At 50.6% G+C, this 24,411-nt stretch carries 18 protein-coding genes and 1 pseudogene; 7 read left to right on the top strand and 12 right to left on the bottom strand.

Annotated features, from left to right (window positions below; translation table 11 throughout):
* Nucleotides 1–156 precede the first annotated feature (156 nt).
* The 9 genes from JG50_RS0103870 to JG50_RS0103830 form a co-directional block, all read right to left on the bottom strand.
* Complete coding sequence (locus JG50_RS0103870) at nt 157–1,266, bottom strand: PDZ domain-containing protein (RefSeq protein WP_152568474.1); 1,110 nt, start codon at nt 1,264–1,266, stop codon at nt 157–159.
* Nucleotides 1,267–1,486: 220 nt separating this feature from the next.
* Nucleotides 1,487–2,956, bottom strand: coding sequence for a S41 family peptidase (locus tag JG50_RS0103865; RefSeq protein ID WP_309485171.1), 1,470 nt, complete (start codon nt 2,954–2,956; stop codon nt 1,487–1,489).
* A 137-nt stretch (nt 2,957–3,093) separates the two neighbouring features.
* Nucleotides 3,094–4,185, bottom strand: a complete 1,092-nt coding sequence (locus tag JG50_RS18630; RefSeq protein WP_081943700.1) for a murein hydrolase activator EnvC family protein — start codon at nt 4,183–4,185, stop codon at nt 3,094–3,096.
* Nucleotides 4,186–4,409: 224 nt separating this feature from the next.
* Nucleotides 4,410–5,564 carry a murein hydrolase activator EnvC family protein gene (locus JG50_RS0103855; RefSeq protein ID WP_160173798.1) on the bottom strand — a complete coding sequence of 385 codons (1,155 nt, stop codon included), beginning with the start codon at nt 5,562–5,564 and terminating at the stop codon, nt 4,410–4,412.
* Nucleotides 5,565–5,590: 26 nt separating this feature from the next.
* Nucleotides 5,591–6,499 carry a permease-like cell division protein FtsX gene (ftsX, locus tag JG50_RS0103850; RefSeq protein ID WP_033099800.1) on the bottom strand — a complete coding sequence of 303 codons (909 nt, stop codon included), beginning with the start codon at nt 6,497–6,499 and terminating at the stop codon, nt 5,591–5,593.
* Nucleotides 6,489–7,175, bottom strand: coding sequence for a cell division ATP-binding protein FtsE (ftsE, locus tag JG50_RS0103845; protein ID WP_033099872.1), 687 nt, complete (start codon nt 7,173–7,175; stop codon nt 6,489–6,491). The genes ftsX and ftsE overlap by 11 nt, the downstream gene beginning before the upstream one ends.
* Before the next feature lie 291 nt (nt 7,176–7,466).
* Entirely contained in the window at nt 7,467–8,870 is a 1,404-nt protein-coding gene (argH, locus tag JG50_RS0103840) for an argininosuccinate lyase (RefSeq protein ID WP_033099799.1), read from the bottom strand.
* Nucleotides 8,812–10,074: an argininosuccinate synthase gene (locus JG50_RS0103835; protein ID WP_033099798.1), complete on the bottom strand. Its 1,263-nt coding sequence runs from the start codon at nt 10,072–10,074 to the stop codon at nt 8,812–8,814. Before JG50_RS0103835 ends, argH begins: the two co-directional genes overlap by 59 nt.
* A 233-nt stretch (nt 10,075–10,307) precedes the next feature.
* Nucleotides 10,308–11,132 (bottom strand): DUF6612 family protein, encoded by an 825-nt coding sequence (locus JG50_RS0103830; RefSeq protein WP_033099797.1) that lies wholly within the window; start codon nt 11,130–11,132, stop codon nt 10,308–10,310.
* A 290-nt stretch (nt 11,133–11,422) separates the two neighbouring features.
* On the opposite strand from JG50_RS0103830, the gene corA reads away from it, so the two are divergent.
* Together corA and JG50_RS0103820 are read left to right on the top strand one after the other, a co-directional pair.
* Complete coding sequence (corA, locus tag JG50_RS0103825) at nt 11,423–12,382, top strand: magnesium/cobalt transporter CorA (protein ID WP_052153976.1); 960 nt, start codon at nt 11,423–11,425, stop codon at nt 12,380–12,382.
* 25 nt (nt 12,383–12,407) lie between these two features.
* The gene (locus tag JG50_RS0103820) at nt 12,408–13,274 is read left to right on the top strand and encodes a polysaccharide deacetylase family protein (RefSeq protein WP_052153975.1); all 867 of its coding nucleotides are present in this window, start codon (nt 12,408–12,410) and stop codon (nt 13,272–13,274) included.
* 168 nt (nt 13,275–13,442) lie between these two features.
* On the opposite strand, the gene cudC is transcribed toward JG50_RS0103820, so the two are convergent.
* On the bottom strand, nt 13,443–13,991 hold the full coding sequence (cudC, locus tag JG50_RS0103815) for a choline uptake/conversion transcriptional regulator CudC (protein ID WP_052153974.1): 549 nt from the start codon (nt 13,989–13,991) through the stop codon (nt 13,443–13,445).
* 379 nt (nt 13,992–14,370) lie between these two features.
* Here cudC and betB point away from each other — a divergent pair, with 379 nt between their 5' ends.
* Together betB and JG50_RS0103805 are read left to right on the top strand one after the other, a co-directional pair.
* The gene (gene betB / locus JG50_RS0103810; RefSeq protein ID WP_033099870.1) at nt 14,371–15,828 is read left to right on the top strand and encodes a betaine-aldehyde dehydrogenase; all 1,458 of its coding nucleotides are present in this window, start codon (nt 14,371–14,373) and stop codon (nt 15,826–15,828) included.
* Between the two features lie 30 nt (nt 15,829–15,858).
* Nucleotides 15,859–17,052, top strand: coding sequence for an iron-containing alcohol dehydrogenase (locus JG50_RS0103805; RefSeq protein ID WP_033099869.1), 1,194 nt, complete (start codon nt 15,859–15,861; stop codon nt 17,050–17,052).
* Nucleotides 17,053–17,056: 4 nt separating this feature from the next.
* On the opposite strand, the gene JG50_RS0103800 is transcribed toward JG50_RS0103805, so the two are convergent.
* Nucleotides 17,057–17,740, bottom strand: coding sequence for a TerC family protein (locus JG50_RS0103800; protein ID WP_033099868.1), 684 nt, complete (start codon nt 17,738–17,740; stop codon nt 17,057–17,059).
* Nucleotides 17,741–18,370: 630 nt separating this feature from the next.
* Here JG50_RS0103800 and JG50_RS0103795 point away from each other — a divergent pair.
* The 3 genes and pseudogenes from JG50_RS0103795 to manA all read left to right on the top strand — a co-directional run bounded on the left by JG50_RS0103795 (nt 18,371) and on the right by manA (nt 23,286).
* The gene (locus tag JG50_RS0103795; protein ID WP_033099794.1) at nt 18,371–20,317 is read left to right on the top strand and encodes a BglG family transcription antiterminator; all 1,947 of its coding nucleotides are present in this window, start codon (nt 18,371–18,373) and stop codon (nt 20,315–20,317) included.
* An 18-nt stretch (nt 20,318–20,335) separates the two neighbouring features.
* Nucleotides 20,336–22,225 (top strand): annotated as a pseudogene (locus JG50_RS0103790) (fructose-specific PTS transporter subunit EIIC).
* Nucleotides 22,226–22,332: 107 nt separating this feature from the next.
* Nucleotides 22,333–23,286, top strand: coding sequence for a mannose-6-phosphate isomerase, class I (gene manA / locus JG50_RS0103780; protein ID WP_033099791.1), 954 nt, complete (start codon nt 22,333–22,335; stop codon nt 23,284–23,286).
* A 316-nt stretch (nt 23,287–23,602) separates the two neighbouring features.
* Here manA and JG50_RS0103770 read toward each other — a convergent pair whose 3' ends face one another.
* On the bottom strand, nt 23,603–24,076 hold the full coding sequence (locus tag JG50_RS0103770; protein ID WP_033099789.1) for a hypothetical protein: 474 nt from the start codon (nt 24,074–24,076) through the stop codon (nt 23,603–23,605).
* Nucleotides 24,077–24,411 lie beyond the last annotated feature (335 nt).

Below are 24,411 nucleotides of genomic sequence, written 5' to 3'. Positions count from 1 at the left end.
AGAACGTAAGTTCTGTGACTTGTGCTGTTCCTCCGTTATACGCCTCAGGTTCCTGCCTCAAGGATTCCCTTCTGCGAAAAAAAAGAACCCCGTGCAGCAGAGGTTCAAGATAAACTTTCAAACAGGCGTGCTGATTTGCATGTAATTCGGGAAGTTTCAGGGAGAGGAAAGCGTTTTATACTCTTCGATCGGTTCCGCCTCCGGGTCGGGAATGGCTCCGACCACGCCCAAGTGCCGGGGATCGTCTTCATACAAAACTTTCTGCATAATATGGTGGTCGTTCCGCTCATCGAGCACTTCCAGTTTGCAAAAAGTGGCATTTTCCGAACAGCGGATCAAATCCTCCATTGTCCGGATGCGGCTGCCATTAAACCGCTGGATGATATCCCCTCTTTTCAATCCCATCTCAGCTGCCGGCGACCCGGGAACCACTGCCAGCACCTTCATCCCCTTCTGATCGGAAACGTATATCGGTTCCCTTCGCTTTTCAGCCATCCTCCCCCATTGATAAATCATTTCATGGGCCATGAGCGCAAAGGCAGCGGCAATCCAGACCGCTCCATCCCAAACGCGCATCAGGCCCAAAATGGCGCACAGTCCGAGGCCATAAAGAAGAGTCAAGGTGGAAACCAGCCGTTTTTGCTGTTTCAGCGGTTTGGAGAGAGTGACGCTGCTGAAAGACAGAAAAACAGGCAGGGCAAACGGATGGGCTTGATGAAAAAGAAGCAGGGGAACCGGCCATCCCTGTTGCAGCATCAGCCCGTTCACCTCTTGCCCGCCGGCTCGTTCGGCAATGATCGGATAAGCACCATAAGCCCCGTCCAGCCGGATCAGGAACCATTCCAACAGATGGAGAATCCCGACCAGCCAAAGCCAGTAGCCGATGGAAAAATGCTGCAAATGGCCGATCAGTTGATTCCACGGAGCCCCGACAGGCGGAAGAGGGAATATTCGCAAAAAAAGGCTGGCCAGGGAGAGCAGCCCGACGGAATAAGCCAGGCAAACGAAACGAAATCCGGCAATCGCCAGCAAAGCCATACACCCGAGAACGAAAAGCCATTCTTCCTCTCCAATTCCCCAGTCAGACACAAGCAGACAAAACGAAACGAACAGACCGGCACCGGCCCCCAGGAACAAAGTCCGGAAAAAAAGGGATGTTGGGGACTTCAGAGTACAACCAAACCGCTTTTGTTCATAATGTTTCAGCCAGGCTGCATAAGCAAGCGAATAACAGACGGACGACAGATAGGCGGGATGCCAAAACACAGAAAACCACTCCCATAAGAACGGAAGTGGGGCCTTCCACAACAAACCCAACTTTCATTCCTCCAAATCAGGCATGTTTCTCAGCCACAAATACTGGACTTAAACAGAGGGATTACTGCTTTCCAACCATGCAATTCAATACGCCTGCCTTCAAATAAAAAATAACCCCAAAGGAAATTATTGGGGTTATTTCTACATTCAGAGGGAAAATCCCTTTATTTCATTTTTTCTTCATCCATTCAATCGCCACTTGCAACGGAACGTCATTTTTGGGGTCCTGCAGGAAGTCGATAAACGCTGAACGGAGCTGATCGGCGGTTTTCCGGTCAAACTGTCCGGTGACCGGAAGATTTTTCGTCTCCTGGAACTCCCTGACCGCCTGTTCGGTACGGCCGTCAAAATAGCCATCCTGCCGTCCCGGATTGTAACCCAGTGCATCGAGGATCATCTGCATGTTTTTCACATCACCGGAGTTGTCATCCCGTTTTAACGGCTTTGACGGCTGTGGCGGAATCGCCTGCGCATAATCCGGCAGCGAAACCGGCACGTCCGGCTGGATCCCCTTACTGCCGCCATGTTGATCGATCCAGTTCCCTTTTGGTGTCAACCATTTGGCAATCGTCATCTTAATGTTGCTGCCGTCCTTGAAATCCTGCGTCGTTTGCACGGTTCCTTTGCCATAGGACCGCTCGCCGATCAGGGTGGCACCGGCCGATTCTTTCAATCCGGCAGCCAGAATCTCCGAAGCGCTGGCGCTCCCTCCGTCGATGAGCACAGCGATCGGGTACGGTTTGGGCTGATCCAGCTTGGAAGTGAATTTCGTCTTGTTCCCGTTTCGGTCTTCGGTCATCAGCACCACCGAATGATGAGGAACCAGTTCATCCAGAATATCGAGCACGACCGGCAAAATTCCGCCAGGATTCCCGCGAACATCGATGATCAAACCTTTCATCCCCTGTTTTTCCAGGCCGGCCAGGGTTTTGTGAAACTCTTTTGCGGTGTCCTCAGAAAACTGGTTGATGGTAATGCGCCCGATCCGGTCTTGCAATATCTTGCCTTCTACGGTCTCCATGGCGATTTCATCGCGTACCACCGTGATGTGAATAAGATCATGCACACCGGGCCGCATGATGTCCAATACCGCTTTGGTTCCTTTGGGGCCGCGAATTTTGCCAACCGCCTCGTTGATGTCCATTCCTTCCAGGCTTTGCCCGTTCACCTTGATCACTTGATCTTCCGGGCGCAATCCCGCTTTTTCCGCAGGTGAGCCCTTAATCGGTGATACAATGGTCAGGCGCCCGTTTTTCATCGTGACTTCTGCACCGATCCCGGTAAATTTGGACTTCAGATCTTCCTGGAATTGAGAGGCCTGATCCGGGCTCATATAAGTGGAAAACGGATCTCCCAGCGAATTGACCATTCCGGAGATCGCGCCGTCGATTAGCTTCTGGTCGCTGACATTGTGAACATAGTTGGCCTTGATGAAGGCAAAGGCTTGTTTCAATTTGTCGGAATGGGCATCAAAAGCCGCTTCCTGCCGAGCCAGGTCGCTTGAGAACAAAGCCCCTGCTTTCCATTGATCGAGCAGCCCGCCGTCCCCTACCACGAGCACGGTTCCCAAACTGCTGAAAATCATGGCGACAACGACGATGATCGCAACCGTTCTACCTCTGAATATTGTAAACACCACCTTTTGGCCGCTCTTGAGACAGATAGTTTGCCCGGAGCCTTGTACATTTCCAACTTATGATTTGACATGTGAAAATAGTCATCAAAAATACTGCCCCTTGGCAGAATGGAGCAGTCCGACCGACCGCTCCATCCGTGTTACTTCATATAATCCATTGGATTATACGGTTGTGGTCTGTCCCCGTAACCGATCCGCACTTCAAAGTGCAAATGGGGTCCGGTGGAGTTCCCGTTGCTGCCCATGGAGGTGATCTGTTGTCCGGCTTTTACCTCTTCACCCACTTTCACTTTCACCTGATACGGGTAGCTGTGCGCGTAACGGGTAAAGAAGGGCTTGCCGTGATAATCCCCGTGATAAATCGTGATCAGCCATCCATACCCGTAAGAGGGGCGGCTTGATACAACCACGCCATCGGCCGCGGCATAGATCGGTGTCCCCAGGCTCCCGCCAAAATCCATTCCTTCATGAAGCTTTTTCGTATGGAAAATCGGGTGAACACGCCAGCCGAAAGTGGATGTGACCGGCCCGTTGACCGGTTTTCTCAGCGGACCTGTCCACGGGAAATGCAGTTTTCCTGCCTTCCAATCCGCCAAGTTGATTTTGATGATTTCATCTTCATAATCATCTTCCATCGCTTCAACCTTGGACAATTGTGAGTTCGTCTTGTTCAGTTGCGCCATCAACGATTGATAAGCTTTATTTGCCTGTTCAATGTATTTGTTTTGCTCCTTGATCTTTTCATCTAATTTGGCTTTCTCGCGCAGCACATCGTTCAGCACTTTCTGCCGCTCCGCCACCAGTTCATAATCACGCTCGGCGATCAACCGGACTACCTCAAACCGTTTTAAGAATTGGTTAAACGAATTGGCCGAGAGAAGCTGGGCCAGGTAATTGGTCTCCCCTTGCATATACAAAACGCGGATACGAGCCTTAAATTTTTGGTCAACTTCCTCTTTTTCCTTTAATTTCTCCTGATATCTTTCCTCAATCGGGTCCGCTTCTTTTTGGATTTCCTCGATTTTCTTCTTTGCGTTTTCCATTATTTGTTGTTGCTTCGATATATTTTCATTAATTTGATTCTTCTCTTCCAAAACGGACTGCTTCTGTTTTCGGATTTCGTCAATTTTTTGTCTCGTTGCCGATGATACTTCCGCGTGTGTTTCAGAGACCGGAACGCCGGTGACCGCCAACGCTGCCGCCAGCGTAAATGCCAACCATCTCCTCTTCATCGTTTGAAGCGCCTCCCATATCGAGCTGTTCCTGCAAAGGGTTTCTGCGTTCCCCGTCGTCCCTTCCCAAAAGACCAAACGCGAAAAACCGCTGAAAAGCTACAAATCCCGCATCAGGGAGCAACGATTTCTTTCATCTCATCAACTAAACCAAAAAAATGAAGAGCCGACCCCACCGCGAAAAACTGCAACGGGATCGTCCCTCGCCCTTCCCCCATTGGAACCTATTTCAGATACGGCGCAGGGTTGACGGTTTTTCCATCCACATGAACCTCAAAGTGGAGATGTGGCGCGGTGGAATCGCCATTGGTTCCCACTTCGGCGATCACCTGGCCTCGTTTGACGACATCTCCCTTTTTAACCTTGACCGTTTGCTCGTACATGTGGGCATAAAGAGTGGCCAAACCGTCTCCGTGATAGATGACGATGATGTAACCATATCCGTTGGAAGGCCGGGCTTCAATCACTTCCCCTGCTTCCGCCGCACGAATCGGCACACCCAAATCGGCGCCGATATCCATCCCTTCATGCATGCGGTATGTATGTTTTATCGGGTGATAGCGCATCCCGTACGGAGATGTGATCAAACCGCCGGCAACCGGCCACAACAGTTTTCCATCACCGGCGGAGAGATGGGCAGAACGCGCTCCCTGCTGCTCCTTGCGTGCCGCATCCTGCTCCGCCTTGGCCACGAGCCGGTTCAATTCTGCCTGCTCTTTTGCATTGACGTCCTCTAAATTCTCCACACTTTGGCTCAGCTTGGCAATCAACTCTTTATGCTCCCGGTAGTCAGCCTGCAATTTGGCATAAAGATTCTCTGCCCGCTCTTGTTTATCCTTCATTTGCGCAAGCATTGCCTTTTGCTTCTGTTCCGCCTTTTCCAGTTCGGCTTTTTTTCGCGTAAGCCCGGCAATCGCCTCTTGGTCAGCTCTGTTCATCATCGACAGCATATCATATCGCTCCAAAAACTGACCAAATGACGAAGAATTTAAAAGCAAGGAAAAATAGAACATGCGCCCTTTCAGGTAGTAATTGCGCACCCGTTCAACATATAGCCGCCGTCGCTTGTCCACTTGCTCCTTCAACCTGGCCACCTGCGCCTGACCCTCATTCACACTCTGTTCGAGCTGCGCGACCTCCAAATCGAGTTGGTTCAGTTGCTTTCTGGTTGTTTCAATTTGGGTTAAAATCGCTGCCTGATCCTGCTGCGCCAGTTTCTTCTTTTTTTCCAGCTGTAAAATCTGTTTATCTCGCTCTTTGATGACTTCCTTTTTCTGTTGGATCTCAGAGGAGTTTGCGCTCGCAAAGGTGTTCGGATGGGGGATTAAAGAAAAAACCAGCACAAAAGTAAACATCCCAGCCACAAGTTTTTGCTTCACCTTGCTCCTTCTCAAATCAATCATTTTTACACTTTCAGGAATCGTCGAACGGAAATGATACTTCCGATCGTTCCGATGGCAACCCCCAGTGCAAAAATACTGATCGTGACATAAATCCCCAGGGAGACGACCGGCATCAGTTTCAGAATCGCTGCTGCTTCACCGGCTCCGAGGACATTATAGAAAACCTGATAAATGGTAAGTACGATCACAACCGGGAAAATAGCCCCGACCAATCCGATGAAGGCCCCCTCAATGAAAAACGGCCATCGGATAAACCAGTTGCTCGCTCCCACCAGGCGCTGGATCTCGATTTCCCGCTGGCGGGCGATAATCGTCAGCTTAATCGTATTGGAAATGAGGAACGCCGCAAGCACGGCCAATCCCAATCCGAAAATAAGGACGATGTTGCGCAGCATACTGGAGAAATTGAGCAACTTGTCCGTCACGCCCTCACCGGCTTCCACGCGCTCAATTTTATCACTGCCGAAATTCTCAATCTGTTTCTTCAGGCTTTCGACATTCTTCGGATCTGTCGGTTCAACCGTAATGATATCCGGGAGCGGGTTTTGCCCTTCTCCGTCCAAATCCTTGAACAGCTGTTCTCCTCCCGGTCCCCATTCATCGCGCATCTGCCTCAGGCCGACGTTCTTGGGGATCAGCGTCGCATTCTTAACGCCCGGAAGCTGCTGAATCTGCTCTGTGAGCTGCCGCTCCTGGGCTCCGGTCATCGACGGGCTGAGTGCCGCGCGAATCGCAACCTGCTTCTCCAGTTCTCCTGCCATGTAGCGGACATTAAAGGCAGTGATCAAAAAGAGCCCGAAGATGAACAGCGTTACCGCCACTGCGCTGACTGCGGCAAAACTCATCCAGGAATTTCGCCGCACCCCGCGGTACGCTTCCCGAAAATGTCGCATCATGGTCTCAATCTTCATACCCATACTCACCTCCCAACTCGTCGCGCACGATCACGCCCTGCTCGATGGCAATGACCCGCTGGCGCATGGTGTTCACAATTTCCTTGTTGTGGGTGGCCATCACAATGGTCGTGCCAAACTTGTTGATCTCCTCGAGCAGATACATGATATCCCAGGAGTTTTCCGGGTCCAGGTTTCCTGTCGGCTCGTCGGCAATAATAAAGCTGGGATTATTGACAATCGCCCGCGCAATCGCAACCCGTTGCTGCTCACCGCCTGACAACTGAGAAGGCAACGCGTGCATCCGGTCGCTCAAACCGACCAGTTCCAGCACTTCCTGCACACGGGGCTTGATTTTACGCTTTGGCGTTTCCACCGCTTCCATGGCAAACGCGACATTCTCGTAAGCCGTCATATTGGGAAGCAACTTGAAGTCCTGAAAAACGACGCCGATCTTGCGGCGAACATGCGGGATTTTCCAGTCGCGGACGCGTTTGACATTCACGCCGTTGATCAGCACGATGCCATGCGTCGGTTTTTCTTCACGGTACATCAGTTTGATAAACGAACTTTTCCCGGCTCCGCTAGGGCCGACGATATAGACGAACTCCCCTTGGTCGATACGCACATCAACGCCACGGAGAGCTTCCACTCCATTCGGATAAACTTTCCAGACATCATGCATTTCAATCACGAAACTCACCCCAGGAAACATGATAAATGATCGTTCACTCTTAATCTATTTTTCTCCTACATTACTTAATAGTACCAAAAAAGGCCAGATCCTTCATCTGGACACCAAAAGTTAAAAAAACCTGAAAATCCCGCTTTTTTCGGCCTCTCCCGAAACTACTTCCCTATTATAACACCATTCTTTCATTTTCCCAGGTATACATTTTTCAAAATCAAATTTTATTCAAATATACAAAAAACCCCAACTGTCAGGAGTCAGGGTTTCATAAAGAAAGCGGTCACCCAATGGCAACTATTGGAAAACACTGGATAGCCAATCCATTATTTTCGCAATTTCGCTTCTCTTGCTGTTCAACGTGGCCATCACTTGTTCTTTTGCCGTCCCGCCTTCACTTTTCCGCGCTTCCACCACTTGTTCCAACGCGATTTTATCATAAATATCCTCATTGATCTGCCCGGCAAAGGAACGAAACTCCGACAATGAAAGATCGGTCAGATATTTGTCTTCCCGAATGCAGTAAAGAACCAGTTTTCCCACCACTTCATGGGCCTGACGAAACGGCATGCCTTTGTTCACCAAGTAATCGGCCAGATCGGTCGCGTTGGCAAAACCAAATTCGGCATTTTCCCGCATCTTTTTTTGGTTTACCTTCATCGACTGGATCATGGGCACCATCAGGCTGAGCGAGCCGGTCAGCGTCCGTACCGTATCAAACAGCCCCTCTTTGTCTTCCTGCAAATCCTTGTTGTAAGTGAGCGGTAGGGCCTTCAATGTCGTCAGCATCGCCATTAAGTGACCAAAGACACGTCCGGTTTTCCCCCGCACCAGTTCGGGAATATCCGGGTTTTTCTTTTGCGGCATCATGCTGCTGCCCGTACAAAAGGCATCGTCCAAGGCAATATAGTTAAACTCTTCGCTCGCCCACAAGATCAACTCTTCGGACAACCGGGACAGATGAACCATAATCAAGGAACAAATGGAATGAAACTCGACCAGGAAATCGCGATCGCTCACTGCATCCATACTGTTGTCATAAATGCCGTCAAATCCGAGCTGATTGGCCACCATCTTCCGGTCGATCGGAAAGGTGGTGCCGGCGATGGCCCCTGCGCCGAGCGGACAGAGATTCACCCGTTTGAAGCTGTCCTTCAGCCGGTCGATGTCACGCTCAAACATGCTGACATAGGCGAGCAAATGATGCGCCAGCCTGACAGGTTGAGCCCGCTGCAGGTGGGTGTACCCGGGGAGAATCGTATCGATGTGCTGTTCCGCCTTCTCCAGCAGCACCTGCTCCAGCTGCACCAGCAGGCGCACCAGTTCGATCGTCTGTTTGCGCACATACAGATGCAGATCGAGCGCCACCTGGTCATTGCGGCTCCGTCCGGTATGCAGCTTGCCCCCGACAGGACCGATCTCGTCTGTCAGGATTTTTTCGATATTCATATGGATATCTTCATGCTCGACGGAAAAAGCAACTTCTCCCGAACGCACTCTGGCCAAAATCGATTCCAGCCCTTTGATGATTTGCCCCGCCTCTTCCGGGGACAAAATCCCGCACGCGCCGAGCATGGTCACATGAGCGATGCTCCCCTGGATATCTTCCTCGGCCAGTTCCTGATCAAACGAGATCGAAGCATTAAACTCCTCCACCCACCGATGGGTTGGCTTGGTAAAGCGTCCGCCCCAGAGTTTCATTCTCCCCCTCCTCTTTATGCACGCTTGCATAAATATGCGTAGGCAGTCCCCACAATTTAATAAAACCAACGGCTGCTTTGTGATCAAACGAGTCCTCATCCGTATAAGTAGCCAGCTTTTCATTATAGAGGGAATACGGCGACGTTCTGCCCGTCACAGTCGCCTGCCCTTTAAACAGCACCACCCGGACAGTTCCTGTAACAGGCGCCTGCGTTTCCTTGATGAAGGCGTCCAGCGCTTTTTTCAGAGGGGAGAACCAGAGGCCGTCATAGACCAACTCCGCCCATTTTTGCTCAACGGCTGGCTTAAACCGCGCCACGTCCCGTGTTTGCGTCAGATGTTCCAATTCGCGGTGAGCATTGATCAAGACCGTCGCACCCGGCGTTTCGTAAACCTCCCGCGACTTGATTCCCACCAAACGGTTTTCCACATGGTCAATCCGCCCGATTCCATGTTTTCCGGCCAGCTTGTTCAACACGGCAAGCAGTTCGTGGAAAGGCATGCTCTTCCCATCCAGTTTCACCGGAACCCCTTGTTCAAACGAGAGCTCGATCACATCCGGCTCATCCGGCGTTTTGCCGAGCGGATGGGTCCACTCGTAAGCCGCTTCCGGAGGAGCAGTCCACGGGTTTTCCAATTCTCCGCACTCACAGCTTCTGCCCCACAGATTTTGGTCGATACTGAACGGGTTATCGAGATCGATCGGGATGGGAATCCCGTGTTTTTCCGCATAAGCGATTTCCTGTTCCCGCGACATCCCCCACTCGCGCACCGGAGCAATCACTTCCAGTTCGGGAGCGAGCGCGGAGACGGAGACGTCAAAACGCACCTGGTCATTTCCTTTCCCCGTGCAACCGTGCGCCACGGCAACCGCCCCTTCCTCCTTGGCCACCTGCACCAGCACCTGGGAGATCAAAGGACGGGACAATGCCGAAACCAAAGGATATTTTCCTTCATACATGGCATTGGCCTGCAGAGCCGGAATCAGAAAATTCCGGGCAAATAAATCCTTGGCGTCGACAACGATTGATTTGACCGCACCGACTTTCAGCGCTTTTTGTTTGACAAAATCAAGATCCTTCCCCTCTCCTACATCCAGCGCGACCGCAATTACATCAAATCTGTAATTTTCCGAGAGCCACTTTATCGCAACCGATGTATCTAAACCGCCCGAATAGGCCAATACGACTTTTTGTTTTCCCATTCGAATCCCCTCTTAATAAAAATTCATCTTCATGGATTATTATACATTCCTTGAGCAAAAAATCCACCCCCAATTGCAAAAGATAACATTCATGTTTTTGGCAGTGTAAAATCTTGAATATTTCCCATTCCTAAAAAAGCGCGGGGATTCCACTGACCGGCCATCGAATGCGGAGAGGAAGTTCCCGCAACAAAAAAAGACTCCTCTTTATACCAAAGGAGTCTTTCTTTTCCTTACATTGATTTCGCACTGTTCTTCACTTCGGCCGGTACGGTAATTTTCCCGTTAAATTCCCCTTTGAGGATCATTTCCAGGTGCTGGTCGACCGCCAGATCAGAAGCGGATATTTTTGTGTCCACCACTTGTTTCGTCTGCTTGAATGTTTTTGCATCAATCCAGATTTGTTGCTTGTAGTTTTCAATTTTAATCTGGTTCGGGTCGATCGTGATGAAGCCTCCTCCGCTTTGAATCCCCGCGGCAATCTGATCCTTCAACATCTTGTCAAAAGAGGGATCGCTTTTCAGAGCGGCATAATCAACCTCCATCAGATAGGAACCGCCCACTTTTTTCACGGATACGCCCTTGGGCAATACATTGCCTCCCAACTGTTCAATCCATTTATCCAGTTGCTTCAACCCCGAAGCCGGGTCATCGGAAGAATCGAGCGAAGAGGTGTCAACGGCAACCGTCGTCCACCCCTGGGGTGTATGGTTATACATCGCATTATCAGCGACATAGATTTCAACCGGAATCGGGCTTCCGTTCGCATTCACCGTTCCTTTGGTGTGCATGGCCACCGGGTGCGTGGTCACATCGACATTGGTATCCATATTCATATTGACCGTTTGTTGTTGCCCAAACACTTTGGTCTGCGTATTTTGTTTCAATTTCATTTCGTAAGTATAGCCTTTTTCACTCATGGCTTCCACTGATTTTTCGATGACTTCAGTCGGAGTCAGCTCTTTTGGTTTATCAGGGGAATCCGAAGCAGAACAACCACTAACCATGAGTGCACCGGCAACCAGGATACTAGAAACACGTAACCATAAATTGCTCATCATTTAGCTCCTTTATTAATAAAAATATAATCTATGTACGATAATATCATAAATAGATGTTTCTGTATGTTTCAATTATGTCAAAAATAGATAATTTTAGATATCCCTTCATAATGTTGCAACAGGGGGTTTTCCCGGTGGCGGGTTATAATAAAAACGATCGGAATTTGTCGCCATCATCCGTGAGTGGAAGTTAGACACGCCGTAAAGGGATTGGTGCTCCTGCGCCCGACATTCAGCAAACTTCCACGGAAAACAGGTTCGATTACACGGATCCAGGGGGGATTCAAGTGATACGCACGCTCGTCTATACCACGGACGGGAAACTGCTGGAAAATATACCGCCGGAAGAAATCCAATCCCTTTCCTTTCAGTGGTATTGGGTCGATTTTAACACCCCGACGATGGAGGAAGCGCACCAACTGAGCCGATTCCCGTTCCATCCGCTGTCGGTGAAAGAGTGTTTGCACGGCCTCTCCCGGCCGAAGCTGGAATACTATGAAAACTACATGTTTTATACCATACACAAATTAAACCCCCATACATGGACAGCAGAAGAGATTGCTCTGTTTACCGGCGAAAACTTTCTTGTCTCATTTCACTATCAGGAGCACGAGGAATTGAACGAACTGTGGGAGCGCCTGCTCTCCGACGATGAAACGAGGAAAAAGGGAATCTCGTTCTTCTTATATAAGGTGATGGACAAGGTTGTCGACCAGTATTTCCCGGTTGCGCAAAAGTTGGAAGAGCGCATTGATGAATTGGAAGCAAAGACGAGACGGCATTCGGCCAAAATCCATTTCCTGATGAACGAAGTATTTACCATTCGCGGACAGTTGCTGTCCCTGCGCCATATAGTCTGGCCGATGCGCGACTTGCTCTACCGGATTCTCAATTCAGAACGGGTTTCGCTGACGGCAAAGGACAGGCCCTATTACCGAAACGTTTACGCCCATTTGGAAAAATTGGCCGCCATGATTGAATCGAGCCGGGAACTGACGGCGGACATCCGCGACAACTATCTCTCGCTCAATGCATACCGCACCAATTCGATCATGATGGTTTTGACCGTGATTACGGTCATCTTCATGCCGCTCACCTTTATCGCCGGCATCTACGGCATGAACTTTGACTATATGCCCGAATTGCACTGGCACTACGGCTATTTCGCCGTACTCGGATTGATGGCGCTGATCGCCTTGTTGATGTACATCTGGTTTAAGAAAAAAGGCTGGTTTAACGAAGACTAGAGAGAATCCAGAGGAGACGCAACTTATGTGGAGAAACATCATTTGTCTGGGAAGCGCACTTTGTCTCACCCTTCTGACCGCTTGCTCCGGTCCGGTGACCCACATCGAGGCCGCCAAGACGGACCCCACCCATTCCCATGAAACAAAGGCTTCCGCCACAAAACCCTCACCTGCCGCACAGATGAAACAATTGGAACAAACGCTCCTGGAGCGATACGGGAGTGAGTCGCCCCATCGGTGGGGAGAACACTTTCCCGGGATTATCGACCGTCTCCCGACAAAGGAGAAAGTCATCGCCCTCACCTTTGATGCATGCGGCGGCAAACACGGGAACGGATATGACCGGGAGCTGATCGATTATCTGAACAAGGAACGGATTCCGGCGACATTGTTCATCAACAGCCGCTGGATTGAGGCAAATCCCCAAACCTTTATGAAACTGGCGCATAACCCTCTCTTTGAAATTGAAAACCACGGGACGGAGCATCGCCCGTTATCCGTCACTGGCCGAAGCGCTTACGGAATCGGGGGAACCAAAAATGCCGCGGCGGTGATCAACGAAGTTTTGGGAAATGACCAGCTGATCACCAGACTTACCGGGCGCAAGCCGAAATTTTTCCGTACCGGAACCGCTTTTTATGACGATGTAGCCGTCAAACTGGTATACGGATTGGGTGAAAAGCCTGTTAACTACGATATTCTGGGTGACGCCGGAGCAACCTACAACACCCGTCAGGTCGAACAAGCCCTGCTCACCGCAAAACCCGGTTCGATCGTGATCATGCACATGAACCAACCAAGCCACGACACGGCAGAAGGCGTGATCAAAAGCATTCCGCTCCTCAAGAAAAAAGGCTTCCGCTTTGTGAAACTGGAAGACTATTTACATTAGCGAAATGCCAAAAACAAACGGCCATCCCAGACGTGGACGGCCGTGACAAATCCGAAAAGCGGTTCAAATTACGGGAACCGCTTTTTTATATGAAAGTGATGCAGTCCGGGGTGTAAAGACCTTCCCCTCCTGTTTTTCTTCTCTTTCATCCTGAGACTGTGCCGATAATCACTTTGCCGAATCATCCGGGATTGGAACAAGATCGAAGATGTCTCCATTTTTAAACGCCTGAACCAACGCACGGAGCCAGGCATAATACTGTTTGGATTTGGCCAATTTTTGCAAGTCCCTTTCCACCAGGGCTGCCTCATCCGGAGACAATTTCGGATCGGTCAACAGATCACGCAGCTTTTGCTCCGTTGAGTTCAGCGCTTTTTCATTGATTTCGATCTCCTTCTCCCATAAATAAACAAAAAATTCAATAAATGAGTGAAACTGGTCCTGTTCTGCCTGATACAAATCCTTGCGGACCCCTTTTTGCCATTTTTTCTGAACCAGTTTTAACCGGGATAATGCCCGGACACCCGTGCTCATGCTCGTCTTGCTCATCCCTGTCAGTTGACGCATCTCATCCAAAGTCATCGGTTCTTCGTGAAAAAACATGATGCCAAAAAGACGTCCCATCGAGGGGCTCAATCCATACATTTCCATCGTTTCCGCCAGCGATTCGATATAGTCGCGGCGGGCTTCTTCCAATTTTTCATAATGCGGCGCCACATATGTCACTCCTTCTCTATCAATTTTCTTGCGTTTTATTCAGAATCAGCCGCGTTTGCATTCACGATTTGGTTAATCAACACATCTGATGAACGACCTGGTTTTCCTTGCAAAGTACTTCACAAATCTTAACCACAAGAAAAATGTTTGTCAAATATGTGAAAGGGCATGGCCGGTCAGGGGCACCCGGCTTCCCTTTCGAGTTTTCATACTTTAATCCCAAAGTTTTGCCGATCAAAAGATGGATGTTTTCTCTACGGAGAGCGGGCTGGGTTGCAGCCGGTCACCAGTCATGATATCGTAAAAGTGTACAGTTTGTACAGAAAAAACTGTACTAACTGTATTAAGAGAGGAAGGAAATGCTTTGCAAACGAAACCGATGTGGATTAACGGCGAGTGGGTTTATGCAGAAGACGGCCAAACCCGGTCCATCATCAACCCCTGCAATCAGGAAGTGATTTCCGTCGTGGCGGAAGGAAACCGGACGGATGCGCAAAATGCAATCAAAGCTGCGCGCAAAGCGTTTGACGAAGGAGAATGGCCCCGGCTGCCCGCCCCGGAACGCGGTGAAAAACTGCGCCGGATTGCCAGTCTGATCAGAGAGGAGAAACATGAATTCGCCCGTCTGGAAACATTAAATACCGGCAAGACACTTGCGGAAAGCGAAGCGGATATGGATGATATCGCCTCCGTGTTCGACTACTATGCCGGTCTTGCCGACAAGGACGGCGGCGAAATGCTTCATTCCCCCCTGAAAAACAGCGAAAGCAAGGTTGTCCGGGAGCCAGTCGGGGTATGCGGGATGATTACCCCCTGGAATTATCCGCTCTTGCAGGCATCATGGAAACTGGCTCCGGCACTTGCGGCAGGCTGCACAATGGTGTTGAAGCCGAGCGAGATCACCCCTTTAACCACGCTGAAACTGGCCGGGTTGCTCGAAAAAGCCGGAATTCCCAAAGGGGTGGTCAATATTGTGACCGGTCCCGGTGAAACCGTGGGGGCTGAACTGTCCGAATCAGCAGATGTTGATCTGATTTCCTTTACCGGAGGAATCGAAACAGGCTGGAAAATCATGAAGGCTGCATCGCGGAACATGAAAAAAATCGCACTTGAACTGGGAGGAAAAAATCCCAATATCATCTTTGCCGACAGTGATTTTGAGACAGCGGTCGATTACGCGTTAAATGCCGTTTTTTTTCATGCAGGACAAGTTTGCTCTGCGGGCGCCAGGCTTTTGATTGAAGAAAAATGGCATGACCGGTTCGTTAAAGCAGTGGTGGAACGAGCCAAACGCATTCGGCTGGGAAGCGGGCTGAACCCGGATACGCAAATGGGTCCGCTCATCTCAGCTGAACATCGGGACAAAGTGGAAAAGTACATCGCCATCGGAATCCGGGAAGGCGCCAAGCTGCTTACAGGCGGGAAACGTCCCGACGGCCCCGAATTCGCCCGTGGATTTTTTATTGAACCGACGATTTTTGACCATTGTACAAGCGATATGCGGATCGTGAAAGAAGAAACGTTCGGGCCCATTTTGACGGTTGAAACCTTTCAAACCGAAGAAGAGGCGATTTCCCTGGCGAATGACACCATTTACGGTCTGGCGGGTGCCGTTTGGACACAAGACATGAACCGGGCTGAGCGCGTGAGCCGCGCCTTGAGAATGGGGACGGTCTGGATCAACGATTATCATCCCTATTTCCCTCAGGCTCCCTGGGGCGGCTACAAACAGTCCGGCATCGGGAGAGAACTTGGAAAAACCGGATTGGAAGAATATACAGAGCAAAAACACGTCTATAAGAACTTGCAACCTCAACCGCTGCGTTGGTTTGGTTAATCAAACATTCTTCAGGAGGGGATCTTTATGATGAGAATTGAACAAATGCTCGAACAAAAAGCGTTTGTGATGCCGACAAAAGTGATTTCTGGCATCGGTGTGTCAAAAAACATCGGGGAAGAAGTTAAACAGCTGAACATTAAAAAGGCCATGATTGTCACCGATCGCGCCCTCTATCAATCCGGGATCATCAAGCCGATTGAGACCCATTTAAAACAGAACGGAATCGATGTTTATGTCTTCCACGAAATCGCCGGGGAACCGGATACCGAGTTGGTCGCCATGGGGTCGAAAACATTTGCTGAGCAAAAATGTGACGGATTGATTGCCGTCGGCGGCGGGAGTTCGATGGATACCGCCAAAGCGATCGGAGTTGAAGCGGTTCACGGTGAACCGGTCATCCACTTTGAGGCATCGGAAAAAGGAAAATCGCTGACAAAGCGAATCCCTCCATTGGTAACAATCCCGACAACTGCGGGAACCGGCAGCGAAGTGACCCAATGGGCGGTAATCAAAGATCCCGTTCGTGAGATTAAATTCAATGTTGGCGGACCTTTGCTCCCTGCCCATCTCGCGGTGATCGATCCCGAACTTCATCTGTCCATGCCCAAACGAATTACCGCAGCCACCGGGATTGATGCGTTATCTCATGCCATTGAATGTTATACGATGAATCAGTCCCAACCATTGACGGATGCAGTCGCCTTGCTGGCGATCGAATATGTCGGCAAATACATTCGCCGCGCTTATGCAAACGGACAGGATCTTGAAGCGCGCTATCACATGGCTCAGGCAGCAATGCTGGCCGGTCTTTCCTATGGAAGCGATTCAGCCGGTGCTGCCCATGCGATGGCGCAAACGCTGGGCGGGATGATCCCGGTCATGCACGGAGAATGCGTTTCGGCGATCTTGCCCGCCGTGATGGAGTACAACTGGATGGGAGCACCGGAAAAATACGCCCGAATCGCCCGGGCACTCGGCGTTCCTGTTGAAGGAATGAGTACGGAAGACGCAGCTAAAGCGGCCGTGATCGAAGTGGAAAAACTGGTAAGAGACCTGAATATCCCCACCCTTCGCCAACAAGGGGCAGATCCGGAACAAATCGATCGCTACGCAAAGGCTGCATTTGAAGATCCACAAACCTTCGGCAATCCACGCGACTTGGATTTGGATGCATACAAATGGATTTACCGCCGTTGCTTTGGGCTGGATGAAACCGCATGATCGGCTATGATGCATCAGCAGCCTTCTTGCGCTCCCCTTTCAGTATTTTTCCGACTATCAGGATCACGACGACAATCAACCCTTCCAGCAGAATTTTTACAAGAGGATTGTCTTCAAACAGGGGAGCGATAAACTTCTCATCAGTAATCATGCGGGCAGCCGTGTAAGCGAGAACGGCCGACCCCAGATAAATGATCCACGGGAAGCGCTCGATCACTTTTAAAAACAGAGTGCTTCCCCAGACAACAATCGGCACGCTGATCAGTAATCCCAAAATGACCAGCAGAAAACTGTCATGGGCCGCACCGGCCACGCCCAATACATTATCCAAGCCCATCACGGTATCAGCGACAACAATCGTCCCCACGGCCGCCCACATGTTCTTGGCTGCTTTGACTTCGCCATGATCTTTTTCCTCATACAGCAGTTTGAGGGAAATCCACAACAGGATCAAACCGCCCGCGAGCAGCAGCCCGGGAACCTTCAACAACCATACAACCGCCAATGTGAACAAAATGCGCACGACCACAGTTCCGGCCGTCCCGAGAAAAATCACGCGCTTTTGCTGTTCCCGCGGAAGATTGCGCGCCGCCAGGCCAATCACAATCGCGTTATCCCCCGCCAGAACGAGGTCAATCACCACAATCGACAACAACGCAGTCAAAAATTCCATTGATAACCATTCCACCGGAATCCTCCCCTTCGTTTTCAGTCCCAAAAAATAGAAAAGACCTTTACTTTTACCGAAAAAGTAAAGGTCTTGCCAACAACGTCGCGTTGCCAACAAAGCCGGGGCCTTCCGCCCGTAATGACGACTTTGCTGTAACAGCTACTCCCCTTTAGCTTGAGTGGGTACGATTTATCCGCTTGTCATGTTCTAACCTATCATACAAAAGGTCGTTTGCTTCCGTCAATCGGCTTGCACCCTGGTATGGCGCAGGTTCCGGCTTTTGTAACAAACTGGTCAACATGCCATCCACGGCAAACCCCAAGATCAGGTCCCATTGTTTCCGTACTCCTTTGCCAGACCCACACACTTGCGTTGACGCCCCATACAACCGGCATCAAATCCATGCGCGATTCCCGCTCCCAGCCCCGGCAGAGGAAAAAGACCCCCGGTTCCGCTTTTCACTTCTTTTGGAAACTCAATTCTGCTTCAACATGGACTTGGCAGTCTCTTCGTATTCTTTCAGTGCAGCCATTGTTTACACGTTTCCGCAAGCTTCCGGAAATAAATTTGCTCTTTAAACAGAAACAACCATTTATAATCAGAATTACAGAACGTCGTGACCGTCCTTCCCTACCGGTGGTGAAATGAATGGAAGAACGAAAAAAAAGATTACTCTTATCTTTGCTCGCAACTGAAACATTTGCTACAACCGAACAATTTGCCGGTGAACTGGGCGTCTCGGAAAAAACAGTTCGCACTGATCTCAAATGGCTGGATGAATGGCTGCAATCCTTCTCAGATGTCCGCCTCATCCGGCAGCCCGGAATGGGGATTTTGCTGGAAGCCCCTTCACACCAGCGGCAGGCAATTTCGAAAGCGCTATCCAAGAATGCGGAAGGATCTTTCCAATCCTCTTCTTTCAACCCGCAAAATCGCAAAATCCTGATCCTTCAAACGTTGCTGGAGAGTGACGGTTATGTCACCGCCGCACAACTGGCCGACCTGTTTTATGTGAGCAAAGCGACGATCAGCCATGACCTTGCCGAGGTGGAAAAATACTTGTCATCTTTCCGGCTGCAATTGATCCACAAACCCAACTGCGGGTTAAAAGTGGAAGGGGATGAGCGGAGTCGCCGTACAGCAATGGCCAAATTGGATGCGGAGGAACTGCGGGGACTTCCGCATGGGCAGGGCAGGGGCTACGATGAAGCCCTGATCACAGAGATGATCCGCACCCTGGAGCGTTCCGCAGATTTCTCCTTTACAGATGAAGCTGTCGCCCGTTTGGCCGCCCATCTGGCCATCGCCGTCAAACGGATCAAACTCGGCAAAATCGTCCAATTATCGGCGGAAGAATTGACCGATTTGAAACAGCGCAATGAATATCCGCTCGCGGTCCGACTGGCGAAGGCCATTGAACAGAAGTTGGCCGTTCGCATCCCGGAAGCGGAGATCGGCTACATGGCGTTACATCTGCTCGGAGCCAAACTCCACTACACTTCATTGGAAAAAGGCGACTCTTTCGAAAACACCTTGGCCAAGCTGGGCCCGGAAACGATGGAAATGGCCGGGAAACTGATCCGCAAAGTAGAGGAGCTCGTCCAACTGCCCCTCTCAGCCGATCAGGATCTGTGGATTGGTTTGGCCATCCATATGCATGCCGCCCTTCACCGGATTCGGCATCGCCTGAGCCTGACCAATCCGATTCTGGATGAAATCAAACGCACGTACCGTTATATGTTTGAAACGCTTGTCTTTGCCGCCAACCCACTGGCCGCTGAATTCGGGAAATCCATCCCCGAAGATGAAATCGGATATCTCACTCTGCATTTTCAGGCAGCGCTCGAACGCTTTAAAGGGAAACAAAAGCGAACGAAAATAATGAAAGCGCTTCTTATCTGCACAACCGGCATCGGCACCTCCCAGCTTCTGGCGGCAAAAATCAGGCGCATCTTTCCGGATTTGCATCTTCTTGATACCGTTTCCATCAAGGGATTGCCAAAAGCGATCGCAGAACACGGCCCCGATCTGCTGATCAGCACCGTGCCGCTGACAAATGCGCTCCTGCCGACGGTTTGCGTGACACCCTTATTTACCGAATACGACCGCGCAATCCTGGAAACAGAGCTGAAAAAACTGTCCGATCAGGAAAACGATCAGCGCCGCTATCCGGTTTTGCGCAAGCTCCTCAAGCCTGAACTGATCCGGCTCGATCTGGAAGCAAACACGCCAAATCAGGTGATTGAACTGTTGGCCGACGAACTGCAAAAACAAGGGTATGTGCATCAGGGTTATGCAGAAAGCGCCCTGGCACGGGAACAACTCTCCAGCACCTGTATCGGCGGGGGTGTGTCGATCCCCCATGGTTTGTGCGACTATATCCAAAAACCGGCAGTGGCCGTCGCCCGGTTAAAGGAGCCCATCGATTGGAATGGCAATCATGTTTTTCTCATCTTTATGCCGGCATTGAAATGGGCGGAGAAAGAAAAGGCGGAGCGCATGTTTGCCGAGCTGGCCGAGCTGGTCGAAAACCCGCCTCTTTTAAACCGTTTGCGCAAGGCAGATTCAGTCGGGCAATTTTTAGAGCATCTGTAAACATCAGGAGGTTGAACGATGAAACTTTTAGCTGTCACCGCTTGTCCGACAGGGATCGCCCATACCTATATCGCTGCGGAGAAGCTGAAAAAAACCGCTGCGGATCTGGGCATAACGATCAAAGTGGAGACAAGGGGTTCAATCGGAGTGGAGAACGAAATTACCCCGGAAGAAATCATGGAAGCGGATGGGGTCATCATCGCCGCAGACAAAGACGTCGAAAAAGAGCGCTTCCGTGGCAAGCGGGTACTGGAGTGTTCCGTCGCCGATGCCATCCACAAGACGGAAAGTCTGATCAAACGTTTTCAAGATGGAGAAGTGCCCGTTTATAAAGACAAAACGGAAAAAGCTGATGCGGCAATTCCGGCTGAAGGCAAAGAGCTGAAGCAGGAGTCAAAAGTAAAACGCTATCTCTACCGCGACCTGATGAACGGCGTTTCCTTCATGATCCCCTTTGTGGTGATCGGCGGCCTGCTGATCGCCATTTCCATCGGGCTGGGCGGGGTGCCGACTGACAAAGGCTTTGTGATTCCGGAGCACTCGCTCTGGAAAACCATCAATGATATCGGCACAGTCGGCTTCCAGTTCATGGTGCCGATTCTGGCCGGATTTATCGCCATGAGCATCGCGGACCGCCCCGGACTGGCCCCGGGGATGATCGGCGGCTACATCGCGGCAAACGGCAGTTTTTACGGCAGTGCGGCCGGAGCCGGGTTTATCGGCGGGATTGTGGCCGGATTTATCGCCGGTTATATCGCCAAAGGGCTCAAAGCGCTGAAAGTGCCAAAAATGATTCAGCCGATCATGCCCATCCTGGTGATCCCCCTGCTCACGTCTTTAGCGGTTTCGCTGATCTTCATTTATATTATCGGCGCCCCGATTTCTGCGCTGATGGAAGCACTGACACACTTCCTCAACACGATGCAGGGAGCTTCCAAAATCGTGTTGGCGTTAATCCTGGGAGCGATGATTACCTTTGACATGGGCGGACCGATCAACAAAGTGGCCTTCCTGTTTGGGGCGGCGATGATCGGGCAGGGCAACCCCTACATCATGGGCCCGATTGCCACCGCCATCTGTATTCCCCCATTGGGAATGGGACTGGCCACCTTGCTGAATAAACGAAAATACTACCCCGAAGAGCAGGAAGCGGGGAAGGCTGCCCTGGCCATGGGGCTGGTCGGAATTACCGAAGGGGCGATTCCGTTCGCTTCACGGGACCCGCTGCGCGTCATTCCGAGCATCATGGCAGGAGGAATGGTCGGCTCCGTCATCTCCATGCTCGGGCATGTGGGTGACAGTGTTCCGCACGGCGGGCCAATCGTGATGCTGTTCAGCGCCATTCACAACATCCCGATGTTTATCATCGGCATTATCGCAGGCGTTCTGGTCACCGCCTTTATGGTAAACGCCCTGAAAAAACCAGTCTCAGATCAACAATAGGAGTGAATTACAGTGAACTTGTCCCAACTGATCAACCATGATCTCATTTTGCTCGACGTAACCGCGGACACGAAAGACAGTGTGATCGAAACGCTGGCGGCACAATTGAAGCAAACTGGCGCCTTGCACGATATCGAGGCGTTTAAAGAAGCGATCTTCGCCAGGGAAAATCAAGGACATACCGGCATTGGCTTCGGTGTCGCCATCCCGCACGGAAAATCGGACGCAGTCAGCACTCCCAGAGTCGCCTTTGCCCGGACGGTTTCGGATGTGACCTGGGATGAACAGAGCGGCGAACGGGCACAGTTGATCTTCATGATCGCCGTGCCGGAATCGCAGGCGGGAAATGAGCATCTGAAAATCCTGCAAATGCTTGCGGTCAAATTGATCGATGACTCCTTCCGGGCGAAACTTCTCTCCGCAACCAGCAAAGAAGGCGTGTATGCCCTCTTGACTGAGGAATAGTGACACATCGTTCTGACCAAACCGGGAGCCCGTGATCCAACGCTCCCGGTCATCCCCGTTCTCATCCTCCAAGACCTCGGTATTTTCCAACGAAAGGAGCGAGTCCATTGCATCGCTATCCCATTTTTTTAAAGCCGGTATTTAAAGAGCGGATCTGGGGAGGAACAAGGCTGAAAGAGGAATTCGGCTATGATATTCCCTCCGGGCAAACCGGCGAATGCTGGGCGATCTCCGCTCATCCCCACGGCCAGAGCATCGTGAAAAACGGCCCTTATGCCGGAATGACGCTCGGCGAGCTCTGGTCAGAGAAACCCGAATTTTTCGGCATCAGCGACAAAGCGGACACCTTCCCGCTGCTGACCAAAATCCTTCACGCTTCCAGCGATCTGTCCGTTCAGGTTCATCCGGACGATGCCTATGCCAATCTCCATGAAAATGGCGAACGGGGCAAAACAGAATGCTGGTATGTGATCGATTGCGACGAGGGAGCGGAAATTATCTACGGACATACGGCTCATAGCAAAGAAGAACTGATCTCCCGCATCAAACAGGGCGACTGGAAAACACTCCTGAAACGGGTCAAGGTAAAACCGGGGGATTTTTTCTATGTTCCCAGCGGCACCGTGCATGCCCTGGGCGCCGGCACCCTGATCCTGGAAACGCAGCAAAACTCGGACACCACGTACCGCCTTTATGACTATGACCGGACCGATGCAAACGGAAACAAACGGGAATTGCACCTCAAACAGGCGATTGAGGTGATCAATGTCCCCCATGAAGAGGCGAAAGTGGAACCGCATGTAAACGTACAGAAAGGCGGAACCATCACCACCCTGGTTCAGTCCCCGTATTTCACCGTGCAAAAATGGGAGTTGGACGGGGTCTTTCCCCACCCTGTCACTTCAACTTTTCTTTTGACCAGTGTCATCAGCGGTTCAGGGGAATTGAGCCGGGAAAATGAAATCGTTCCGCTGACCAAAGGAGACCATTTCATCCTTCCGGCCGGATACGGTCCCTTTAACATCAGCGGGAAACTGACCTTGATCGTTTCCCGGGTTTGACGGTTTGATCAAAAAAAGCCGGCGGGATTACCCACCAGCCAATATGGTTCGGGGAGGAAAGAAGGCAAAAGAGAGATCGTTTAAATTTGTTACGTCGTTTCAGCCAAGTCTTACTCAACTTCCGTATGATACGGCAAAACATGATCTGCCACTTTGTCAACCACCGGGGATCCCGGTGCCTTTTTTACTGGCACAGACGTTTTCACTTTGCTATCATAAGGTTGCGAGGAAACTTTATCATTTATATCCTGTGACGTCTGTGAAATGAGGGACTGTGCATTGGTTTTCCCGTTAAGGGCACGATCATTCGCTTGTTTCACAACCGTTTGCGCTTGCGCTGTGATGGCGTTGGCGCTTTTTTTGTTTGCTTTTCAAGCTTCGTCTTGCTGCCTGTGCTGTCTTTTGCTTGATTTGCGAGCGTTTCGGCCCGATCATTGTTCGCGGAAACTTTTTGTTTGGCCAAGAAGGGAACAGCTTGTCCTTTGGCAGTCATTTGTTCTGTTTGACCGGTAAAGTCAGACAACAGCTTATCCTTGATCACACCAAACCCGGAGGCAACTTCTTCATTGCTTCCTGAAACGGATGCCGGAGCTTCGGGAGATACCGGCTCCTTTGCTGTTTCAATCCGGTTCACTTTTTCAATCGCTGCCGGTTTGACCTGATTTACCGGAGGTTTTGCCGGAATGTGATTCGCATGCAAACTTTGCGCATGAACCGTTCCGGAAAATGCTCCCCCAGCAATAAACACCGTTGCAGCCAGTGAGCAAGCCATTCCCCTTTTGGGTTCCAAACAGATCAGCTCCTTTCTTTATGTAGTGCGTTAATACATTCACTAGTTTACAAGAAAAAGATAGAAATAAAAAGGTAATATTGCCAATGTTAAAAATATATTCAAACACCTCAAAATCGCTTTCATACTAAGGGACGAATCCCTTTTCCGGTTGGTTGCAGGAAAAGGGATTGTTCAATTTTTGTTCAATACGAATCCATTATTTTACTGACGCGCATGGTCCACACGGTTCAAATCATGCAGCCGGAATCGTTGCAACCGACCACGGGTCTGCGACTCGTCCATAAATGAAAAAAGACCCCAAAGGGTCTTGGAGATTGATGACAAACCCCACC

This window comes from Thermoactinomyces daqus, assembly GCF_000763315.1.
Lineage (GTDB): Bacteria > Bacillota > Bacilli > Thermoactinomycetales > Thermoactinomycetaceae > Thermoactinomyces_A > Thermoactinomyces_A daqus.
The sequence above is the reverse complement of the archived record's forward strand: the minus strand, read 5'-3'. Positions and strand labels throughout refer to the sequence as shown.